The sequence below is a fragment of the Vibrio sp. VPAP30 genome (assembly GCF_001188205.1).
GTDB classification, from domain to species: Bacteria; Pseudomonadota; Gammaproteobacteria; order Enterobacterales; family Vibrionaceae; genus Vibrio; species Vibrio bivalvicida.
Genome location: NZ_LBLS01000037.1, coordinates 225,227 through 244,829 on the forward strand (window position 1 = coordinate 225,227; position 19,603 = coordinate 244,829).

At 44.1% G+C, this 19,603-nt stretch carries 17 protein-coding genes; 5 read left to right on the forward strand and 12 right to left on the reverse strand.

Features of this window, described 5'->3' with window-relative positions:
* Positions 1–21 precede the first annotated feature (21 nt).
* From ZX61_RS17755 to ZX61_RS24255, 4 genes are all read right to left on the reverse strand, one after another.
* Entirely contained in the window at positions 22–1,230 is a 1,209-nt protein-coding gene (locus ZX61_RS17755) for an IS256 family transposase (RefSeq protein ID WP_049845923.1), read from the reverse strand.
* A gap of 60 nt (positions 1,231–1,290) precedes the next feature.
* Complete coding sequence (locus tag ZX61_RS17760; protein WP_150115026.1) at positions 1,291–1,524, reverse strand: hypothetical protein; 234 nt, start codon at positions 1,522–1,524, stop codon at positions 1,291–1,293.
* A 74-nt stretch (positions 1,525–1,598) separates the two neighbouring features.
* Positions 1,599–2,786: a threonine--tRNA ligase gene (thrS, locus tag ZX61_RS17765; protein ID WP_049845925.1), complete on the reverse strand. Its 1,188-nt coding sequence runs from the start codon at positions 2,784–2,786 to the stop codon at positions 1,599–1,601.
* 305 nt (positions 2,787–3,091) lie between these two features.
* Positions 3,092–3,247, reverse strand: a complete 156-nt coding sequence (locus ZX61_RS24255; protein ID WP_157633184.1) for a hypothetical protein — start codon at positions 3,245–3,247, stop codon at positions 3,092–3,094.
* Between the two features lie 67 nt (positions 3,248–3,314).
* On the opposite strand from ZX61_RS24255, the gene ZX61_RS17770 reads away from it, so the two are divergent.
* The 3 genes from ZX61_RS17770 (at position 3,315) to ZX61_RS17780 (ending at position 6,210) form a co-directional block, all read left to right on the forward strand.
* Positions 3,315–5,000 (forward strand): SgrR family transcriptional regulator, encoded by a 1,686-nt coding sequence (locus ZX61_RS17770; protein ID WP_049845926.1) that lies wholly within the window; start codon positions 3,315–3,317, stop codon positions 4,998–5,000.
* A 74-nt stretch (positions 5,001–5,074) separates the two neighbouring features.
* On the forward strand, positions 5,075–5,458 hold the full coding sequence (locus ZX61_RS17775) for a DUF2784 domain-containing protein (protein ID WP_049845927.1): 384 nt from the start codon (positions 5,075–5,077) through the stop codon (positions 5,456–5,458).
* Positions 5,455–6,210 carry an alpha/beta hydrolase gene (locus tag ZX61_RS17780; protein WP_049845928.1) on the forward strand — a complete coding sequence of 252 codons (756 nt, stop codon included), beginning with the start codon at positions 5,455–5,457 and terminating at the stop codon, positions 6,208–6,210. Before ZX61_RS17775 ends, ZX61_RS17780 begins: the two co-directional genes overlap by 4 nt.
* Positions 6,211–6,215: 5 nt before the next feature.
* Here ZX61_RS17780 and ZX61_RS17785 read toward each other — a convergent pair whose 3' ends face one another.
* From ZX61_RS17785 to ZX61_RS17800, 4 genes are all read right to left on the reverse strand, one after another.
* Complete coding sequence (locus tag ZX61_RS17785) at positions 6,216–7,280, reverse strand: metal-dependent hydrolase (RefSeq protein WP_049845929.1); 1,065 nt, start codon at positions 7,278–7,280, stop codon at positions 6,216–6,218.
* Between the two features lie 204 nt (positions 7,281–7,484).
* Complete coding sequence (locus tag ZX61_RS17790; protein ID WP_049845930.1) at positions 7,485–8,615, reverse strand: NAD(P)/FAD-dependent oxidoreductase; 1,131 nt, start codon at positions 8,613–8,615, stop codon at positions 7,485–7,487.
* Between the two features lie 121 nt (positions 8,616–8,736).
* Positions 8,737–10,881, reverse strand: a complete 2,145-nt coding sequence (locus ZX61_RS17795; protein ID WP_049845931.1) for a LodA/GoxA family CTQ-dependent oxidase — start codon at positions 10,879–10,881, stop codon at positions 8,737–8,739.
* Positions 10,881–12,308: a hypothetical protein gene (locus tag ZX61_RS17800; RefSeq protein WP_049845932.1), complete on the reverse strand. Its 1,428-nt coding sequence runs from the start codon at positions 12,306–12,308 to the stop codon at positions 10,881–10,883. The genes ZX61_RS17795 and ZX61_RS17800 overlap by 1 nt, the downstream gene beginning before the upstream one ends.
* A gap of 535 nt (positions 12,309–12,843) precedes the next feature.
* Between ZX61_RS17800 and ZX61_RS17805 the strand changes: the two genes are divergently transcribed.
* Positions 12,844–14,520, forward strand: coding sequence for an amidohydrolase (locus ZX61_RS17805; protein ID WP_049845933.1), 1,677 nt, complete (start codon positions 12,844–12,846; stop codon positions 14,518–14,520).
* 9 nt (positions 14,521–14,529) lie between these two features.
* On the opposite strand, the gene ZX61_RS17810 is transcribed toward ZX61_RS17805, so the two are convergent.
* The 4 genes from ZX61_RS17810 to ZX61_RS17825 form a co-directional block, all read right to left on the reverse strand.
* Positions 14,530–15,402 (reverse strand): LysR family transcriptional regulator, encoded by an 873-nt coding sequence (locus ZX61_RS17810; RefSeq protein WP_049845934.1) that lies wholly within the window; start codon positions 15,400–15,402, stop codon positions 14,530–14,532.
* A 44-nt stretch (positions 15,403–15,446) separates the two neighbouring features.
* Complete coding sequence (locus ZX61_RS17815; protein WP_049845935.1) at positions 15,447–15,737, reverse strand: putative quinol monooxygenase; 291 nt, start codon at positions 15,735–15,737, stop codon at positions 15,447–15,449.
* Positions 15,738–15,779: 42 nt separating this feature from the next.
* Positions 15,780–16,439 carry a nitroreductase family protein gene (locus ZX61_RS17820; RefSeq protein ID WP_049845936.1) on the reverse strand — a complete coding sequence of 220 codons (660 nt, stop codon included), beginning with the start codon at positions 16,437–16,439 and terminating at the stop codon, positions 15,780–15,782.
* A 302-nt stretch (positions 16,440–16,741) separates the two neighbouring features.
* The gene (locus ZX61_RS17825) at positions 16,742–17,161 is read right to left on the reverse strand and encodes a universal stress protein (RefSeq protein ID WP_049845937.1); all 420 of its coding nucleotides are present in this window, start codon (positions 17,159–17,161) and stop codon (positions 16,742–16,744) included.
* A gap of 204 nt (positions 17,162–17,365) precedes the next feature.
* On the opposite strand from ZX61_RS17825, the gene ZX61_RS17830 reads away from it, so the two are divergent.
* Complete coding sequence (locus ZX61_RS17830; protein WP_049845938.1) at positions 17,366–18,751, forward strand: glycoside hydrolase family 1 protein; 1,386 nt, start codon at positions 17,366–17,368, stop codon at positions 18,749–18,751.
* Positions 18,752–19,603: the final 852 nt, after the last annotated feature.

Here is a 19,603-nt window from a genome sequence, read left to right on the forward strand (position 1 = left end):
AATTCTGTGTAACTGTCGGGGTTACATGTAATCAGTGAGTCGGTCTTCGAACATAATCATAAAGCGGTTTAGAGCTTGTCGCCAGTTTCTAATCGACATCGTCCACTTCTTGGAAGCATCTCGGATAGCTAGGTAGATCACCTTTCTAGCTGATTCATCCGTTGGGAAGAGCTTGCGCTTCTTAATCGCTTTTCTAATAACGCTGTTGAGGGATTCAATAGCGTTAGTCGTGTAAATGGCTCGGCGAATATCCTCTGGGTAGTTAAATAGGGTGTTGAGGTTGTCCCAATGCGCCGTCCAAGAGCGACTGATTTGAGGATACTTACTATCCCATCGGTCAGAGAACTGCTCTAGAGCCAGCAGAGCCTCATCTTCTGTGGCTGATTGGTAGATTTTCTTCAGGTCAGTCGTCACCGCTTTGTAGTCTTTCCAAGGGACGTATTTGACCGAGTTTCGCACCATGTGGACGATACAGAGCTGTATTTGCGTCTCTGGGAACGCAGTGTTGATGGCGTCAGGAAAGCCTTTTAGTCCGTCAACGCAAGCGATAAGGATGTCTTTTATCCCACGGTTTTGAAGCTCAGTCAGCACGTTAAGCCAGAACTTGGCACCTTCCGTTTCAGAGAGCCACATACCGAGCAGTTCTTTTTGGCCTTCCATGTTCACGCCTAATGCAAGATAGACTGCTTTGTTGATGACTTGCTTGTCTTGACGCACCTTAACCACGATGCAATCGAGATAGACGATAGGGTAAATTTCGTCGAGAGGTCGCGACTGCCATTCAATCACTTGCTCAAGCACCGAGTCGGTTACTTTCGATATCAGCGTTGGCGAGACATCAGCATCGTATATTTCCTTGAACGTTGCGACGATTTCACGCGTAGTCATGCCTTTCGCGTACAGGCTCAATATCTTGTCGTCCATGGATTGGAATCGAGTTTGGTGCTTGCGGACGAGTTGAGGTTCAAAACTAGCTTCACGATCTCGAGGGACGTCAATATCGACCTCTCCATCATCGGTGATGATTGACTTACCCGAGTAGCCATTGCGGGAGTTGGAGCTGGTTCTAGATTGGTGTTTTTGATATCCAAGGTGCTCATCGAATTCAGCGTTTAACGCCGTTTCAACGGTCACCTTGGTTAACATTTTTCGGAAGTCATCAAGATCAGATTCTGTCTTAATTGACTTTGCTGCTTCACGAGCAAAAGCTCCGAGTGCTTTCTTATCCATATTGTCCATCCTTAGCCTTTAGGCTTAAGTCTAGACAGTTACACAGAATTCAGGACACTCTTATGTGATCAGAAAAATAAGCTGAAGATCAGGTATGGTGGACATGTTTTGACCATCCGACCCTCTCATGCCCGCAATAGACAATCGTTTATCTCCAACTTTAATCAATGAAAACCACCAGTTATGTCCATACTGAACATTTCTATCTTCCCAAAAACGTCCTTTAGGAATTAGACTGGCATCGGCCCATTTTTCGGAAAAAATGCGCTGATCGTTCCATAGCCCTTTATTCAAATATAGTTGCCCCAATTTTGCAAAATCTCTAGACGTCAAATACAGCCCTGGAGAACCTAATAAATCTCCGTTTCTTATTCTAGTCGTGTTGAAACATAGCTAACTAGTTGTTCAATTGGCACTTGGTCTATTTTATGATCTTTTCGGTTTTTAATAGAAACCATACCTTGAGCTGTTTCACTGTCACCAATAGTGACGATAAAGGGAATCTTTTTGGAGTGGAAACGTTTCATCTTCCTACCAACTGAACTTTGGCTGAGATCTGTAAGCACAGGTATGTCATTCTCTAGAAGCTTTTCAGCTACGTTTTTAGCAAAACCACAACTAGACTCCTTTACGGATGCGATTGCTATTGGTAAAGGATGTAACCATAAAGGTAAGTCACCCTGAGACGTTTCCAGTAAGATACCAATCCAACGTTCGATAGAACCATACATTGCTTGGTGCATGATCACTGGAGCCTCAAACTCACCTTGTGCATTGACATATTGAACGTCGAATCTGTTGGCGAGATTGAAATCGAATTGAATCGTTCCACACTGCCAACTTCTTCCCATTGAATCCGTTAAAGACAGTTCAATTTTTGGTCCATAAAATGCGCCCTCTCCTTCTTGTAGTTCGACTGTGAGATTTTCATTGCGACAAGCTGCAATGAGGACATCTTGCGCTCGAATCCAATCTTCGTGCTCGCCTAATGCTTTGCTAGGTTTAGTCGATATTTTCACTTCGATCTGTTGATACCCATAATTGTTATAAACTTTACTAGCTCGCTGGAGGAATTGGCGAACTTCATGCTCAGTCTGCTCCCATTGACAAAATACATGGGCATCATCTTGAGTAAACTGACGTGCACGCAAGCAACCGTTTAACGATCCTGATGATTCATTGCGATGAACGAGTCCAAACTCAAACAATTTGATAGGTAGTTCTCTATGACTATGAACTCCACGCTTGTACAGCAAAATGTGGGCAGGGCAAGACATTGGCTTGAGTACGTATCTGTCGTGACATTCATTGCTTCCTCCAAAGAACATGTTGTCAGCAAACATAGCCATGTGACCGGATTTTTCCCACAGTTCCTGCTTCATAAAGACAGGAGTATTGACCTCTTCGAATCCACTTCTACGGTAAACTGCTCTCATATGACTTTTAATTCGTTCAAAAAGTCGCCATCCATTAGGGTGCCAAAATATCATGCCAGGTGCTTGTGGCTCTGAGTGGAATAAATCAAGTTGCTCTGCTATTTCTCGATGTGTCTTCATATTTCATCTCCAGTTGAGTCTGAGTGAAATACAAAGCCTAGATACAAAAAAACCTCTGGCGATGACTCACTCAGAGGTTTTCGATTGACGCAAAAAACTACCCCCTGAGTATCCTCATGGTGGTAGTGGCGGTGATTGCATCTAGATAAGTTCTTTTCATAGCCAATAGTACTAACATCAACGGTTAAGCCTTTCAAGCATAAATTTGATTGAGTCTTAGACGATATTAATGTCAGTAGCTATATGATAACGTCAATTATCTCATTGAATTGCTTGTACTTGGTGTTACCTCTATGACTGACTGATTAAAGCCACATCCCAACGAGCATGCCGATGAAAAAAACACATAAAATACGTGTTGGAGCAGGGTGGGTGTCACCAGTAATTGGTTGTTTTATTTCAGGGTTGACTAAATAGTCCTTCCCACTCAATGTGTAAAGTGCATAGCCTAAAGGGTCCATAAAATCTCTCCTGCTTTCTCTGTCTCTGTTGGTTATTATTGTTGAATAAACAGGAAGTAATAATGATATGGTAGAAAATCAAAGTTCACCTTTTATCACTCAGATCCACTTACAGCGATTACAGCAGTTAAGCAGACATTACCCGCTAAATAAGGCCTCAGCTACGGATGTCCAGACCCTAGCGGAGCAACTTAGCTGCTCTGAGCGTAATGTTGCCAAATTAATGAAAACACTGGCGAATATTGGCTGGCTTTCTTGGAAGCCGGGTAGAGGGCGTGGCAACAAATCAGAGATCAGCCTGCTAGAAAGCTTTGAGTCAGCAATGATGAGTGTCCTTGAGCAGCATTGCCACAAAGGACATTTGAGTGAGGCAGCAAGGTACGCGGATCACTTTGGTTATGAGGAGATGTTTCGTAATAGGTTGCCAAGCTGGCTGTCTCAGGCACAGGAAAGTTTAAAAAACCTGAACACCCTCATAACCCTAGTTCCTTATTCTCTTCCTATTATGCATCCGTTGTGGGCGTATAGAGCCAGCTCACGACTTTATATTGAGGCCATGTTCGATACTTTGCTTAGATACGATAATGAGACAGGGACTATACGACCACATCTAGCGCATTACTACGAGTTTAGAGGGGATGAACTTTGGCTACGAATTAGACCGGATGTCTATTTTCACAATGGTGAAAAACTGACTGCGCAGCATGTAGCGAAATGTATCGAAGACCGAGTGAGCAAACCACACACCTATCAAATTCTTTATCGCCACATATTGGAAGTGGTTGCCGAAGGCCTTTGGGTGGTGGTCAAGATGTCCCAACGGCATGAGTCTATCCTACATTTACTTTCCGAAGCCCATGCACCAATCTATCTAGACAGCGCAAAGTTGGGTACCCCATATGGAACAGGCCCCTATATGCTTGAAGCATGTTCTGAGCATCACTGGGTTTTGGTCAAAAACACTGATTATTTTGCAACAGGTGGGTTTATTGAGCGTGCAGAGTTTTGGACTAGTGATGGTGCTGACCGTAGTGTTCAAGGGCATATTGTCCATCATAGGTGTCCGGCCTCCCAAGAGATGGGAGCAGATAAGATCTCGTTGCAAACAGGGTGCGATGTTATTGAATTTCAACATCACCGAGCAGTGCTTTCAATGAATGAGAAGGCATGGATCTTTCACCAAGCGAGAGATTTTTGTCGACAACAAGCCAATGAGTTTCTTCCTATTGCCAACTCGATAACAGGTTACCATCAAAACAAAGGTGTGTTTCTCTATCACCCCAAGCAAAGCAAGCCTACTCGAGCACTCCGAGTATGTATTACTGGGGAGACAGAGCCGAGACTCCAGTTAATAGAGTATCTTCGACAGCAAGGTGTGGAGATTGTTCTGGTTAGCGTTGAGCAGTCAAAACAGACATGGATTGATTTTGCTGTAGGGGGGTATGTTTTCCCTAATAACAATGTATTTGGTTACTGTAAATGGTTGCTTACTAGTTCTGCGTTTACTTCTTGTTTATCGGCGGATCAGCAGCAAGCGTTTCTCTCTATTGTTGATCAACTGATGCTCGCGAGTGATACCGAACAAGACTTTCTCAATGAGCTCCATCGTTGTGAGGATTGGTTGATCCAGAATGGTGTTTTTGTACCATTGTGGCGTGATTCTGAGAGTTACGATGTTTCCAATTCTCTGCACGGTTTAGAGACGGACAGCGCTGGAATTATATCGTTACAAAAACTCTGGTTTGATAGCTGAACTCGTACTACAAATGTAGGTAACACTAATTGTTTCGGTAAGCTATTTTTGACCTAGGGAAAGGGTGAAAGAATATGATTTATCGAATGCTGGCCGATCTTGTCGTCATACTTCATCTATTGTTTATCATCTTCGCTTTGTTTGGAGGTGTGTTAGTGCTATGGCGTCTCTATATGCTGTATATCCATATTCCTGCAGCACTATGGGCTGTTGCGATAAGTTTTAAAGGCTGGATTTGTCCTTTAACACCACTAGAAAACAAACTCAGGTTTTCTGCAGGTGCGGAAGGCTATCCGGGAGGGTTTGTCGAGCACTATGTCATTCCCATAATTTATCCGGTTGGATTGAGTACTGACATTCAGGTTTTTCTGGGTATGGCGGCAGTGGGAATAAATATAGTGGTTTATGGGTTTGTCTATTGGCGACATAAGAGTAAGCCTTGTGGGAGGCAAGAATGAAAAGCTTGCTAATTACTGTGGTGGTGAGCTACTTACTTATTGCGCTGACTATCTACTCCTTGCAACGTCGCCTTATGTATTTTCCTCAGCCAGCCAGCAATGTCTACGGAGAGATGAATACCAGCTTCGTTGTTGATGGAATCCAACGACATGGCTGGGTACTCAATGATGGTCAAGATAAGGCGCTAATCTATTATGGTGGCAACGCAGAAAGTATCGAGGCCAATATTCCATTGTTCACGTCAGTGGCCCCAAACTATACCATCTACTTGGTTCCCTACCGTGGCTACGGTAATGATTCAGGTATGCCTACGGAGAAAGCACTATATAGCGATGCCATGCAGATTTTTCAGTCAGTGGAAAGCAAACATGATTCCATATCCTTGATGGGCCGAAGTCTGGGATCTGGTATCGCTACATATATCGCTGCTCATAGACAGGTAGATAAGCTTATATTGGTGACGCCATTTGATAGTATCGAAAACGTCGTAAAAGATATCTATTGGATGTTCCCCGTTTCTTGGTTGCTCAAAGACAAATACCAATCCGCAGATAGAGTAAAAGATATTACGGCTAAAACCTATATCTTCATTGCGGAAGAGGATCGAGTGATCACGCGGGCTAGAACCGAGCAGTTAGTCTCCAAATTTAGCGATCAACTGATAGACGTTATAGTCATATCCGGTGCCGGCCACAATACGATTTCACAGTTTCCTTCTTATGGAACGGAGCTAAAGCGGCTCTTGAGGTAACTGCGTTAGCCGCTGCCCAATGGCGTCTTGTCTCCCAGAGTTGGTTGCTCTTCGCGCTGTGTTGTAGTGTGCAAGTTTGCATTAATCGTTTGGTCCCCTTTTAGTCGCTCCCACAATTGACCAAGCTGCGCCAAGCTTCTTTGACTGGGGTAGCGCTGAGTTGTATCGAGTAGTCGCCAATTGCCATTCTCATTCATACGAGCGAAGATAAATTCAAACGGCAGATTATCAGACATTCCCAAGCGTAGGTCAGTGACAATTAAAGCGTCGCTTTCGACTCGATAATTTACGTAGTTATGAGCAAAGGCTTGCAAACCTTTTAATGTCTCGGGATTATCTTGCAGGGGCCATTGCCCTAATGGGCGTGACACAAAATCAATACGAGAGTGGCCGTCTAATATTGAGGCTAAGCCTTCCCAGTACTCTTCTTCATCCATAACAATGACTCGCCATAACAGCGTATTGAAAGGGGTCGGTGTAATCAGTACTTGTTGCCTAGGGAGGTTTTGTGACACTAAGTTGTCTTCAACTCGAGAAGCAACGATCTGCTGGGAAGCATAGCCCCACCCCAAATAAAGCGTGGAGGTGAGCAGCATAGATAAGCACCATCGGCTACCTCTAGAGTTTGAGAACAGACTTACACCAATTGCGACCAAAAGCGGAACGGTGTACAGAGGGTCGATGATAAATACACTGTTAAGTGAAAAGTAACCTTGTATCGGCCATATAAGTTGTGTGCCATAAGTCGTCATTGCGTCTAACAGAGCATGGGTGACTAACACACATGCGGTGAGTGAAAATGTGCGGGATAAGTTCCAGAAATTATCTGGTTTCCAATGACAATACAGCCAAGAAATAATCCAAGAAAATGGCAACAAAACCAACAGAGAGTGACTAAAACCACGGTGCTTAATGGTATTTTGTACCGCATCGCCATAATCGAGTATGACATCAAGATCAGGTAAGGTACCTAGAGCGGCTCCGACTAACAGCACTTTTGCATTGCACTTTCTGCCCGCAATGGCGCCTGCTACTGTTGCACCTAATGCTGCTTGAGTAATTGAATCCATTTATTATTATCTCTTAGCTGGTTTCCCACCCCTTTAGGCTTATCTTTACAATCTAAGGTAACAGGGTTGAGCATCTACTTGTTTATTTTTATCTGCTTACTTTGGCAGCTACGTAGATCAATTGCGACAAAAATCGCAAAAGATTAACGGAACAGTTCAAACTGACTATCCCAATTCTCTGATAGTGACTATTTTTCTCTGAGTTTAGTCACTAAGCACCCGTCGTTGCCAAAAACTAGACCTAGGGAATCGCTGGGAACCAGCCTCATAATGGAATTGGTGAAGGCTAATAAACTCGTTAAAATCGTGAAAAACCAGTGCTTGATAGTCGTTTAATGACGCTACATTAGGGTTTTCAATCCAGTTTGAAATGGCCTTTGCAGCGTAAATAGCCTGTTTAAGTGACTTGGTGATACCTGCTGATGAAATAGAGTCATAGCTAGATGCCGCATCCCCTACTGCAAGCCAGTTATGACCAATCACGTTCGAGCGGATTGAAGAGGGTGCAACTCGAACATGGAGTTCCGAGGGAGACTCAATACGTTCTTCAAATTGTTCGCAGCACTGTGTGTAAAACCAATTATTTTTGCGAAGAGCTTGAAACCACTGTACATGTGAATTGAGGCTACGGTTTTTAAATTCAAATGCGTCTGTATTGAAACTTACAAGAGCACGGTTGTTAGGCAGTTTCGCCCCATACCACCAACCATGGTCATCACTTGATACTATTGTATGAGCGGGTGTTGAAGAGGCCGTTTTCAAATCAAAAAATGCACAGATGGAAATCAGACTGTCGAAGAGATTATTAGAAACCGATTGGCTCCGAGTGACTGTTCGGTGCTGACCTGTTGCATCCACAATAAAGTCAAATACATTGCTTACCGATATGGGTTCACATTGTAGATGGAAGCGTTGATCGTTCGGTTTGACAGCCATCACTTTGGTGTTTTCAATCACATTTAGGCCTTTATCTAAACATGCTTTAAGTAACGCTCTATCAAAATGTTGACGGTCTAAGTGAAAGCCTTGCCCTATTGGTGTGGCGAAGAAATCATTGTATCCAACAGATTCATCGCCCCATTTGGACAAACTTCCAGGGCAAGGTAGATGATACTTGTCGGATAAAAGCGCCTCGACTCCTAGTTCTCTTAAGTACGCACTTGCTGCAGGTGGTACGGTTTCACCTATCTTTAGTTTTACACTATTTGGTGCTGATATGATCGAAATTTCAACCTTTTGACTACATGAGGTGAGTTGTTTTTTAAGCGCTAATGCGGTGGCACACCCAGCGGGGCCACCGCCTACAATGCCAATGCTAACGCGTTGCTTCGTCATATTCTATTCCCTAAAAGTTTTGCTCTTCATATTATAAAAAGCGAGGTCATTCTTTCGAGTGAACTCGCTATTAACTCAGGAGGTATTGTTTTTCCAGTTAACTGAGAAGCTGCGGATCAATTTATTTGGGTCCACAATTTGAGGGGGCTTCATAGCCAGGCTCTGAGGCTTGCGGCCACACTTCAACACCATCACCACGACTTGTGAACTGGCTTTCTACTTCAAGGAAGTAGTTAGGTCCGAAGTTTGTTCCGGATTCGTCATCGCGAATTTGCAGGCCTTGGATTACAAAACCGATTTTGTGCCAGTTCTCAATAAAGTCGAAGTAACATTGATAACGACCTTGTTGCTGCGCATAGAATGTTTTTGTGCCGTTGCCTTCATCCCCACGTACACTGAAAAGTGATACTCCTTTACCTTGACCTGAAGCTTGGTTATAGGTAAACAAGAATTTCGGATACACTGATACAGGGCGCTGTGCTGGCCATGACCAGTACAAAGTACTGTCTTCGATTGGTGGTTTTTCTTTTCCATCAGGATTCGGCATTGATGGGTTTGGATCTGGTACGTGCGTCGCACAACTGTTGTAATCCGTGTGCCAAGGCTGCGCCATAAATTTACTCAAATCGCCCGGTTCAACGGCGGCGGTTCTAAGAGGGATGTAACCCACGCCTAAGAATGGCTTTATGCTTTTGGCATTCGCATAGTCTAGAGCTTCCATGTTAATGCGAAATGGTCCAACTTTGCCTTGCCAGTTCGTCATGTAAAGGTTGGTGTCACGGACAATAAAGGTTAAGTCAATACCCGGTGAATAACGACCACCTAGGCAGTTTTCAAGTACTACTTTATCAAGTTGTTCACCGTTTCCCATTGGACGAGCTTTCTCTTCATATTTATCGCCATACCACTGCATTAAGAGAAAATATTGCGTTTCCGTTACCGCGAGGAAACTCTTCATGGCATCACCCAGAGCCAATGGCATTTTTAGACGCGTACCATCTTCGTTATCCGGTGAGTTTGTGGTGCCTGGTGGGGATGGCTTACGCAGCAAACTAGTGAAAGAGGGAATTTTCTCACTAGGCTTATCTGAAGGTTGGATCTCCTTCATACGGTTATGGCCTTGAATACCGTGTTCTGGAATTGCGGCATTCCATTGTTGCAGAAACGCAGCATGGAAAACCGGTATGACATCATCATTAAATGAGGCCAAATAGCTTTGGTTGAACCCCTTATCAAACATTGCAGGTTGAAGGCTTAAGTTTTGTACCCATGTGTCATATACGTCGTCCCACGTTGAGACCACGTTTCGCGTTTGCGGTGCATAGCTTGGGTCAGTACATACCACCCAGCCGTGAACTGCTTGCTCAACGGTGTCGTCTTCAAAATACACTGTCGCCGTTACGGGTCCGTCTGAAGTGTCATCAAACCAATAATCGTTATCGATAGCGTCGCTTAGAGCTGGATATTCTCCATTACGTATAATCCCGCTCGCCTTCCCATAGCCACCAGTAACAATCAGCCTCCCGGTATCTTGTTCAATACACATTTCACCTAATGATGTAATCGCCCCAAGTGGATTAAACATTTTGTAGGCTTCATCGTTAAAGTTTTGATCGGGAAAGCTTTTGGGATATCGCCAAGTACTGCTTTCTTGCTGAATCTGATTATTAAGATTAACGAAACTTGCAGGTGTTGCTTGGTCAAAATGCAGAGTGGTTTCGGGGTGCTTTTTGACCGAGATTGCGCGAGGCCCTGGGTCGACAACCAGTGCTTTTAAACGGTTTATATCTTGCAATTCTGCACCAAATTCAGCATTTCGGATTGGTGGTGTTTTGCCATTTTGATACGCAACAATCCCTTCTTCTGCGCCTTCTGGCGTACCATTGTCAGAAGTAATCTTAAAGTTGTTGTTTTTTTTGTTCGCAACGTGAACTTGCCAAACAATGTCTTTGATTACCTTACCGCCAATGGTGTCACCAATTTTGACTTCGCGCCCAGTATCATTAGATGGGTAAGTCGTTTGGTCATTGTCATAGGCAAACAAACGAAATCGAGCAGCCTGACGTTTCACATTACCATCTTTGTCACGAAAGTCGCTTTCGTCAATGGGGGTGAATTCCGAACCTGCTTTAATTGGCAATCCACCAAATAATCCCGTGTCTTTATCGATGATTTCGCCCGCAGCAGTCTCTGGTGCTAAATAGTATTCTTTACTGTTTCCAACTCGCGCAAAGTTGATGCTGGGGTGAACTCTGAAATAGCCCATTATTTCGCTCCTTGTGTAAGGTATGCCATTGCCGCAGTTTTATCTTTCTCTTGTGACCAGAAGAAGATATTTTGGAATGCATGACTGATATTGAGGTTTGTTGCAGGTAAAGGTGTTAAGTCGGGTTTAGGCGCAAATGCTTGCTCTGTGTTGTGGCAACGGAAGCAGTTGTTCATAGCCGTTGCTGACTGGGTATAGGTTTCGATGGTACTGTTCGATAACCGCAAGGAGCCCGTTAATATTTCATCTGTCGCGAAGGTCAAACCGGGCTTCAAAGGTGACTTTAATGGGTCATTGGTTCCAGCAGTGTTATTAATCCAAATAGCACCCACTTGAAAGTAGTTGCTCAAATAGCCCAGTTGCTTCGGTAAGTTAGCCCAAACGCTCGCGTTCAGTGATTTGATATTGTCAGTGTTTGATTGCTTTTGACCAGTTTGATTACCAAATGCATAACGACGACATACTTGCGTAACGGGTGAGAATTTTTGCGTTTGTTCTTCCATAGTCAGGCCATTTACACCTGCGTTTTTATTGCAATTACCGAGTTGAGTCCCTTTTTTGTAAAACAGATAGTCTTGGTCTGAAACTACGTCTTCGAGCTTCATTCCATCTGGTACATTTGGCGCGTTTTTGTTGAACTCAAATGTGGCCCAAATCATTTCAGGGTGATTTGCCACAATTCCACCAATATGAAAACCAACCAGTGCTAGGGTTTGCTGTTCAACTTGCGTTGGGTCTATTTTTACTCCGCTTGGTGTATTAACAAATTTGGCAATTTCCTTTTCCACCGTAAATAAGCCTTCGACATTGTCATCCGGCGCTACTATTTTCCAAGACGCTTTAAGTTCCAAGGCGCCTTTTTCGTCATGTATAGGGAACTCTGTAGTGGGAACCATTGCCAGTACATTGTCTGGATTAGTGAGATCCTTCCCACCAAGCCTCCCTTGAACAAAATCTGCGTACGTTTGATTTACGTATTGCGAGTAATAAACGGCTCGGTTGTTTTGGTCGACTAAGATTCCATCTGTTCCTGCCTGGAGATATTCATCTAGAGAAGAGCCATGTTGCTTTTTGCTTGTTCTTGGCAAAATGCCACGCTGCTTGAGACCAACTAGTGATTGTGGTGTGGCGAAATCTAGAAAGCGTGGCTTGTTATTGTCGCCGTCCATCAGCCACAAAAACATGTGCCATGACCACTGATGAAAATTGCAGTTAGAAGGGTCGTTCTGATTTTGAGGGTCATTGGGGAAAGTCGCATCGTTTGGACGAACGACCCGGCCATTTTCAAACCAATTTGGTTTAACAGTACATTGGTTGGTCGTATCTGTTTGGTCTATAGCAGCCATGCTGATCCCTGAGTACATTCCACCAACCAATAACATCACCAGAGCTATCCGATTGAGTACACGTTTACTTGCCTGTTTCATTTCGCCTCGCCTCCTAAGCAATCTCGACGTTTTCCGATAGTGTTTACTTGAGGTGGAGCTATCGTCTTTTTTAACTCTTTAAAAGACACATCCTTAGTAAACAGTCACAAAATGAAGTATTGCAGGCAATCATTTACCGCCCTTATGAATGTGCCACTGATTTCATAATTTGGTGGCTGGGTCATACAAACAACTTGTGGCAATGTTAGTTGTGTCAATTGTTGGGCGGAGTTAATGAACCCCCGACGACTTGAAAGTGATAATTCTTAGGAAAAGATTATAGAGCGGGCATATTATGTTCAGTTGTTCAGTTGTTCAGTTGTTCAGTTGTTCAGTTGTTCAGTTGTTCAGTTGTTCAGTGCTGATAGGTTTGACATTACAGGTGTCATAGTAACCATCATCCCCTCCAATTACCTGACTATCCCCATTCTCTGATAGTGACTATTTTTCCCCGAATCTAATCACTTGTTAGGCTATGCGTATTCACTAACCCTATACTGAGAAGCGTTAGGGAAGAATAAAAAGGAACAAGCCAATGAAACGAGCTTTCACTCTGACATTACTCGCGAGCTTATCAATGAGTACTCATACTTTTGCAGCAGACAGTGCGGATATGGTGTTAACCAATGCCAACATTTATGGTCACCAAACGGCAGATTCGATAGCCATCGCCAACGGAAAAATTCTTTATGTTGGCCAAAGTGCCGAATCAGATAAATTCACCAATCGTCATACCGAAGTGATTGACTTAGAAGGCGCCTATGTAATGCCTGGTTTTGTCGATAACCATAACCATGTCTTTGAAGCTGCGTCGGAAGCGGGTGGACAATGTGAAGTGAGCATGGATGCAGAATTAGAGGATCAAATCCCATACCTTAAGGCGTGTCGCAAAGACGCGACCAACGGGGAATGGGTGATGGGCTATGGCTTTTCAATTGAAGCGCTTCTCGCAGAGGATAACGAGAGAACTCCACTTGAAGTGATCGATGCCGTTTTCCCAGATCAGCCAGTTATTATTATGGAGCAAACCTCTCACTCTATGTGGGTCAACTCGGTTGCTTTAGAGCTTGCAGGTATCACTAGAAGCTCGTCAGAGCCACAAGGTGGTAAGATCCTAAAGGATGAGGTCACAGGTGAGCTCAGTGGTATTTTGTTTGATAACGCTGGTGATATCGTAATGGAAATGGCTTGGAACAGCTTGGAAGAGCAGTTTGACCAAAGCTATGAAGGACTAATGGCAGGGCTAGAAGAGGCGCGATCTCACGGTATTACCACGATCGGTGATGGTCGCCTATATTGGAAGCGCGGCTGGTATGAAGTATGGCAAGAAGCAGAGAAGCGCGGTGATCTGACCGCTCGTGTTTCGCTTAGACCTTGGATTTACCCTACGGACAGTATGCAGCCTCAATTGTCGTTCTTAAGCGAGATATATTCTGCGGATACGTCAGGGTTGCTGCTAGTTGATCAAGTTAAAATGTACAGCGATGGTATTTTGGTCAATGGTACCGCCAAGACGCTCGCGCCTTATCTTGATACCTATATTCCAGATGAACCGTATGGCATTAACTATATTCCGCCACAAGCGATGGAGACGTGGTTAAAAGCCCTAGATAAAATTGGTTATGGGGCTCATATCCATGCGATTGGTGATGGAGCGATTCGCGAGTCGTTGAACGCGATCGAAGCAATGCGCGGCCAAGGTGGCGATAAAGATTACACCTTAACTCACGTAGAGTTAGTCAATTCTAAAGATGTGCCACGTTTTGCTAAATTAGATGTGACTGCGGACTTCCAAGTCGGCTCTGATTACGTCGCTTACCACGATCACCAGTGGGCAGAAGCCTTCTTAGGTGCTAAACGCACAAGAGCCTTGATGAACCTAAAAGCTATCTTTGATACTGGTGCTAACGTATCGTTAAGCAGTGATTGGAACGTTCACGACATCAATCCACTGGTGGGGATCGCTAACAGTGTGATTATGGGCAAGATAGGTTTGCCGAGCGTTAAAGACGCCATTGAGGCCTATACGATTAATGCCGCTGTTAGCCTAGGTATTGATGATGTAACGGGCTCGATTGAGCTAGGTAAGTCGGCTGATTTTGCCGTGCTTTCTCATGATATTACCCAACTTTCACCAGAAAAAATTAAATCCACTGATATTTGGATGACGATCCTAAAAGGTAAGATAGTGTTTGATTTAGAGCAGCAGTAAGCACTCGCATTATCTAAATTGGTGCAGGTTTTTAATCGCCTCAATCACCTTGTTTCCGGTCTCTGATAACGTGAGGCCGGAACGCCAGTTGAGTTCAACACGGCGTGGGATAGCGCCTTGCTCAAAGTCAGAGTCAAGAGCGACGAGGGAGCCCGATTCAAGCTGTTGATTGAGATTATCCAGAGGTAGGAACGCAAACCCTTGGCCGTTTTCTAGCAACCGAATGAGTAGCGTTAGATCATTGATCACTGCATAATCGGGGCTAAACCCTTCTCCCTCTTCTTCTCCAAGCTCTCCCCAAATCAACTCTTTAAACAAGCTTAAGTCGTCAACAGAGACAGGCTGCGATTGTTTTAGAGTCATAGAAGGGTGGCAGACCAAGCCTTCTTGATAGCAGCCTAATTTAGCGTATTCCATTTCAGTTTGATGCAGCTGTCCTGATTCATGGCGGATGACGATATCTGTGTCGCCATTGCGCAGATCTTCGCTGAGTTCTTGAAACTCTGCTCGGTAAATCTCTAGGCACAAGTTAGGCAGTTGAAACAGAGTAGTGATTGCCTTGGTTAACGGGGACTCAGGAATATAGTGCTCAAGTCCGATGCGAATGGACGATGGCTCTCCTTGGCTAAGTGCTGCTGCTCGATGGTTGAGTTTATCAAGTTGCGCAAGGGTATGAGTTAGGGAAGGGAGTAGTTGTTCACCTTGAGCACTTAGGGTGCTTTTGTTGCCTGTTCGATCGAAAAAGCTGACACCTAAATCAATCTCAAGGTCAGAGATCCACTGGCTGACCTGAGATTGTTTTTTACCTAACTTACGCGCCGCAGCGGAAATCGACCCCAGCTCGATGGCAAGTAATAGTGCTTTGAGGTGAGTGACATTCATAAGGCGGAGCTCCGGTTTGAAAAAACACCGCCTATTATCCTCGATTACGCAATGTGCGTCATCTTGTTGAGGGTAAAACTCTCGATTGCGCCCTCTACCGCTGCTGAGTATGCCGCAATATGCTCGCTTGCCAAGTGTTCATCAAGCGCGGCTTCTGACTCCCAGTTCTCGTGGAATACAAAGTGAGCTGGGTTTTGATTGTCTTGGTGCAAGTCATAGTTAATACAACCCCGCTCAACACGAGTCTTGTCGATTAACTTGATAAGCTCAGATTTTACTAGCTCTACTTGACCGTCTTTAGCAATGATATTGGCAATGATGGTTAACTTTGTCATGGTTGATGCCACTCTCTTGGTTAGTTACTAGGTCAATAGACCCTAAAGTGTAGTGATTACGTCATCCATTGGAAGACGCGCTTTTGGCAAACCATGGTTATAGTCTTCACCTTCTTTGTGGTAACCCATAGCCAAAGCAAAATCACACACGTAGCCGTCTAGCTCATCTTTGAAGACTTCTACGATTAGCTCTGGGTCAACCCCTTCCATTGGAGTAGATGCAATGCCCATACGCGCAAGAGTGTGCAGCGTGTTGCCCAAAGCGATATAGGTTTGAGCTTTAGTCCAGTTACCGTTAAAGCCAGTTTCATCTGTATTTAGCTCAGCAAAACCGTAAGCGCCGTTTAGCATGTCGTTGTAACGCTCTGCTGGCAAGTGTCCAGAAGTTACTTCTGCATCGACAACTTTTGCGTATTGCTCTTTAGTAAAGTGCGGGTTATGAGCAAACAAAATAGTGTGTGATGCTTCTTTTGCATGCGGTTGGTTGAACTGGTGCATGTTAGCAAACGTATTGTGGAAGCGCTGTTTGGCTTCATCACTTTCAAGTACGATAAATTTCCAAGGCTGAGAGTTGATTGAAGATGCAGATAAGCGGATAGCTTCTTTGATTACTTGCATATCTTCTGCAGAAATACGTTTTGTTGCGTCGTATTTTTTCGCTGTGTAACGAGTGTTTAAATCTTTGATGATTGGATGAGTCATGTTGGCTCCTAACTATCTAAAAATTACGAATTCATTCGGGTTTGATGTTCGGTGCGTCAACAATTAACGTATGGCTGGAACATGCCCCAATTATCGAAAATCCGCTTTTGCTCATGTCGATGGGGCTAATTTAGTGCAGTAGCTCGCAGAGAAAAATAGCCAATTGTTCCAATCACTATGGAAGAACATATCCATAATTGGCAGAGGCGAGGAGAATGCTTTACAGGGGGAGTGAGGACAAGCCAAGACATGGCGAGACAATTCGATGCTCGCCTGTGCCTTACCGACTGAGTGCAATCTGTTTAGATTGGCACTACGAGAATATCAACCGGTGATTTATCAACCAAGTGTTTAGAGTAAGAGACAATCTTGCTCCAAAAATCATGGTGATGACCGCATATCAGCAAATCAACGTTGTTCTCTTCTATCGTGCCTTTGAGTTTGTCAGCTAACTCTCCGGTGCCGACAAATATCTGTCTTACAGCGAGTGGGCAATAATCTTCAAAAGCGATGATTTGCTCTATGGCGTGTTCGCCTAATGGTTGCTGATCAGGGCTCTCTTTCAAATCAACTAACTCTGGATAGATTTCTCCATGTGAGCCATCAACGTGGATAAAAGAGATTTGTGCATCGGCCAGTTTGGCTAGGTATACTGCCCTGTCAATTAGAGCATTGGTTTCTTCTTCAAGCTCTAGGGCAACAAGAATATGCCGGTAGTTCATAATCGAGTCCTCTGTCGAATATCCTACAGTAAGCATAATATCTGTACTGGCTAAATGTTGTCGTTAAGGTCTCGAAATGGTGAAAATTATAATCTAAGCTGTGGCAAAAAATAGGAAACAACGGCTAATCAATCAGACCTCATTTGTTCCTTGTTTCATCTCTACAATGATTGGCAGATGTTAATGCTGATTTAGGAATCGAATATGACTACATTTCCCAATCACTTTCTGTGGGGAGGCGCTATTGCTGCCAATCAAGTAGAAGGGTCTTTTGATTTATATAACAAAGGATTATCTACATCAGATATGTTGCCAAATGGGATTTTAAGCCCCCATCAAACCCGCGAACAGCGAACCGATGGGATTAAAGATTTGGCCATCGATTTCTACAATCGTTACCCTGAAGATATCGCCCTATTTAATGATATGGGCTTTAACTGTTTACGCTTTTCAATCGCGTGGACACGCATCTTTCCTAATGGCGACGAGCGTGAGCCCAATGAGGAAGGATTAGCTTATTACGACAAGATTTTCGATGAGCTGGCGAAATACGATATCCAGCCATTTGTCACCTTGTCTCACTATGAAATGCCTTATGCTTTGGTGGAAAATTATGGTGGTTGGGCGAGCCGTGAGTTGATTACTTTCTTTGAGCGTTACGCCAGCACGGTATTTGAACGTTACAAAGATAAAGTGAAGCTGTGGCTAACGTTCAATGAAATCAATATGTCGTTGCATGCTCCGTTTACTGGTGTCGGGCTCGAAGAAGATGCCTCAGAGCAAGCGATCTATCAGGCTATTCATCATCAATTAGTTGCGAATGCTAAAGCGGTTAAACTGTGTCACCAAATCATACCTGATGGCAAAATTGGCAACATGCTGCTAGGGGCAATGAACTATCCGTACACCTGTAACCCTGATGATGTGATTGCAGCGATGCACGAGAACAATAAGTGGTTGTTCTTTGGCGATGTGCAAACCCGAGGTAAGTACCCTGGCTATATGCTGCGTTACTTCCGTGAGCAAGGGATAGAAATTGCAATGGAACCGGGTGATCTAGAGGAGCTCGCAAGTGCAAGTGTCGATTTTATCTCATTTAGTTACTACGCAAGTGGCTGTGCGAGCGCCGATCCTAAGCAAAAAGAGGTGGGCAACATCGTTGATAGCGTGCCAAATCCATACCTCGAAAAGAGTCAATGGGGTTGGCTAATCGATCCAAAAGGCCTGCGGATTCTGCTCAATTTCCTTCATGATCGTTACCAAAAGCCACTGTTTATCGTTGAAAACGGTCTAGGTGCTCGTGATGAAGTTGACGAAAATGGCGAAATTATCGATGACTATCGTATCGCTTATTTGAATGATCACCTTGTTCAGGCAAGGGAAGCGGTGCTTGACGGTGTCGATCTGATGGGCTTTACCAGTTGGGGACCGATCGATCTTGTGGCGAATTCAACCGCAGAAATGAGTAAGCGCTACGGATACATCTACGTTGACCGTCACGATGATGGAAGCGGAACTCTAGCGCGAAAACCTAAGAAAAGTTACTACTGGTATCGGGGGGTCATTTCAAGCAACGGTGCGAGCCTATAAAGTCTGTTCCTAACGCCAACAACGATAAGGTGTGTCGGTGGCACTATCGACACACCTTTAGCAAGATTCCATTCACTCTTGTTCTTGAATACGGTTGTTTAGCTAGTATTTGGACACTTCTGTGTCATTGATTGCACTAAATTAGTTTTTAACGGATTACCTGTAGTACAACAAAACCTTTAAAGTTCATTCCCCCACTAGGAGGTCTCGTGTACATGAACGGGAGTTTCCATAGTACGATGAGTCATTGCAGTACGACTGCAATCTTTTCGATTGATGGCCTTGGACTGTTGGTTTGTACCGCGGTGTCAACTCACAAGTGAGCGTCTATTCGGCTGAAGGTGGGGTCGTATGGATTAGGAACTCGATCGCCCGTCCAATCACCACATGTTTGAGACGTAATCATATAACCGGAGCGAGAAGAATAGGCTGCGCAATGGTCCAATACATCAACCGACTCTCCATGATCAAACGTTATCGTTTTACTTCTGTACTTTGCCTAACCACTACATTGCCAAAGTTCATAAGGGTAAGTGATTACTATGCGCACTCATCGACGAAATTCTTATATTACTAATATAAAATCTAATTTTGTGAGGTTACTAATTTCTCGACAGGCATTTACGCTGCCTATAGGATTAATCTCAATCATCATTTAGACCCAGTGCGTAACCTATGTGGAACCAAAAATTTAAGCAAACTCTTGTATTACTCTCTCTGTCGTGTCTTCCTTTTACGACAATCTCAGCGCCTAATGAATCAGCACTTTGGTTTACCCAAACCGATATCGCTCTAGATTCTCGTTATCAAACGGTTCTGCTTGATAACGGGTTGCGCGTTATCACCGTTGAA

Coding starts and splice junctions, on each gene's coding strand:
- ZX61_RS17755 (WP_049845923.1), bottom strand. CDS start 1,230: ATGGATAAGAAAGCACTCGGAGCTTTTGCTCGTGAAGCAGCAAAGTCA.
- thrS (WP_049845925.1), bottom strand. CDS start 2,786: ATGAAGACACATCGAGAAATAGCAGAGCAACTTGATTTATTCCACTCA.
- ZX61_RS24255 (WP_157633184.1), bottom strand. CDS start 3,247: ATGGACCCTTTAGGCTATGCACTTTACACATTGAGTGGGAAGGACTAT.
- ZX61_RS17770 (WP_049845926.1), top strand. CDS start 3,315: ATGGTAGAAAATCAAAGTTCACCTTTTATCACTCAGATCCACTTACAG.
- ZX61_RS17775 (WP_049845927.1), top strand. CDS start 5,075: ATGATTTATCGAATGCTGGCCGATCTTGTCGTCATACTTCATCTATTG.
- ZX61_RS17780 (WP_049845928.1), top strand. CDS start 5,455: ATGAAAAGCTTGCTAATTACTGTGGTGGTGAGCTACTTACTTATTGCG.
- ZX61_RS17785 (WP_049845929.1), bottom strand. CDS start 7,280: ATGGATTCAATTACTCAAGCAGCATTAGGTGCAACAGTAGCAGGCGCC.
- ZX61_RS17790 (WP_049845930.1), bottom strand. CDS start 8,615: ATGACGAAGCAACGCGTTAGCATTGGCATTGTAGGCGGTGGCCCCGCT.
- ZX61_RS17795 (WP_049845931.1), bottom strand. CDS start 10,881: ATGGGCTATTTCAGAGTTCACCCCAGCATCAACTTTGCGCGAGTTGGA.
- ZX61_RS17800 (WP_049845932.1), bottom strand. CDS start 12,308: ATGAAACAGGCAAGTAAACGTGTACTCAATCGGATAGCTCTGGTGATG.
- ZX61_RS17805 (WP_049845933.1), top strand. CDS start 12,844: ATGAAACGAGCTTTCACTCTGACATTACTCGCGAGCTTATCAATGAGT.
- ZX61_RS17810 (WP_049845934.1), bottom strand. CDS start 15,402: ATGAATGTCACTCACCTCAAAGCACTATTACTTGCCATCGAGCTGGGG.
- ZX61_RS17815 (WP_049845935.1), bottom strand. CDS start 15,737: ATGACAAAGTTAACCATCATTGCCAATATCATTGCTAAAGACGGTCAA.
- ZX61_RS17820 (WP_049845936.1), bottom strand. CDS start 16,439: ATGACTCATCCAATCATCAAAGATTTAAACACTCGTTACACAGCGAAA.
- ZX61_RS17825 (WP_049845937.1), bottom strand. CDS start 17,161: ATGAACTACCGGCATATTCTTGTTGCCCTAGAGCTTGAAGAAGAAACC.
- ZX61_RS17830 (WP_049845938.1), top strand. CDS start 17,366: ATGACTACATTTCCCAATCACTTTCTGTGGGGAGGCGCTATTGCTGCC.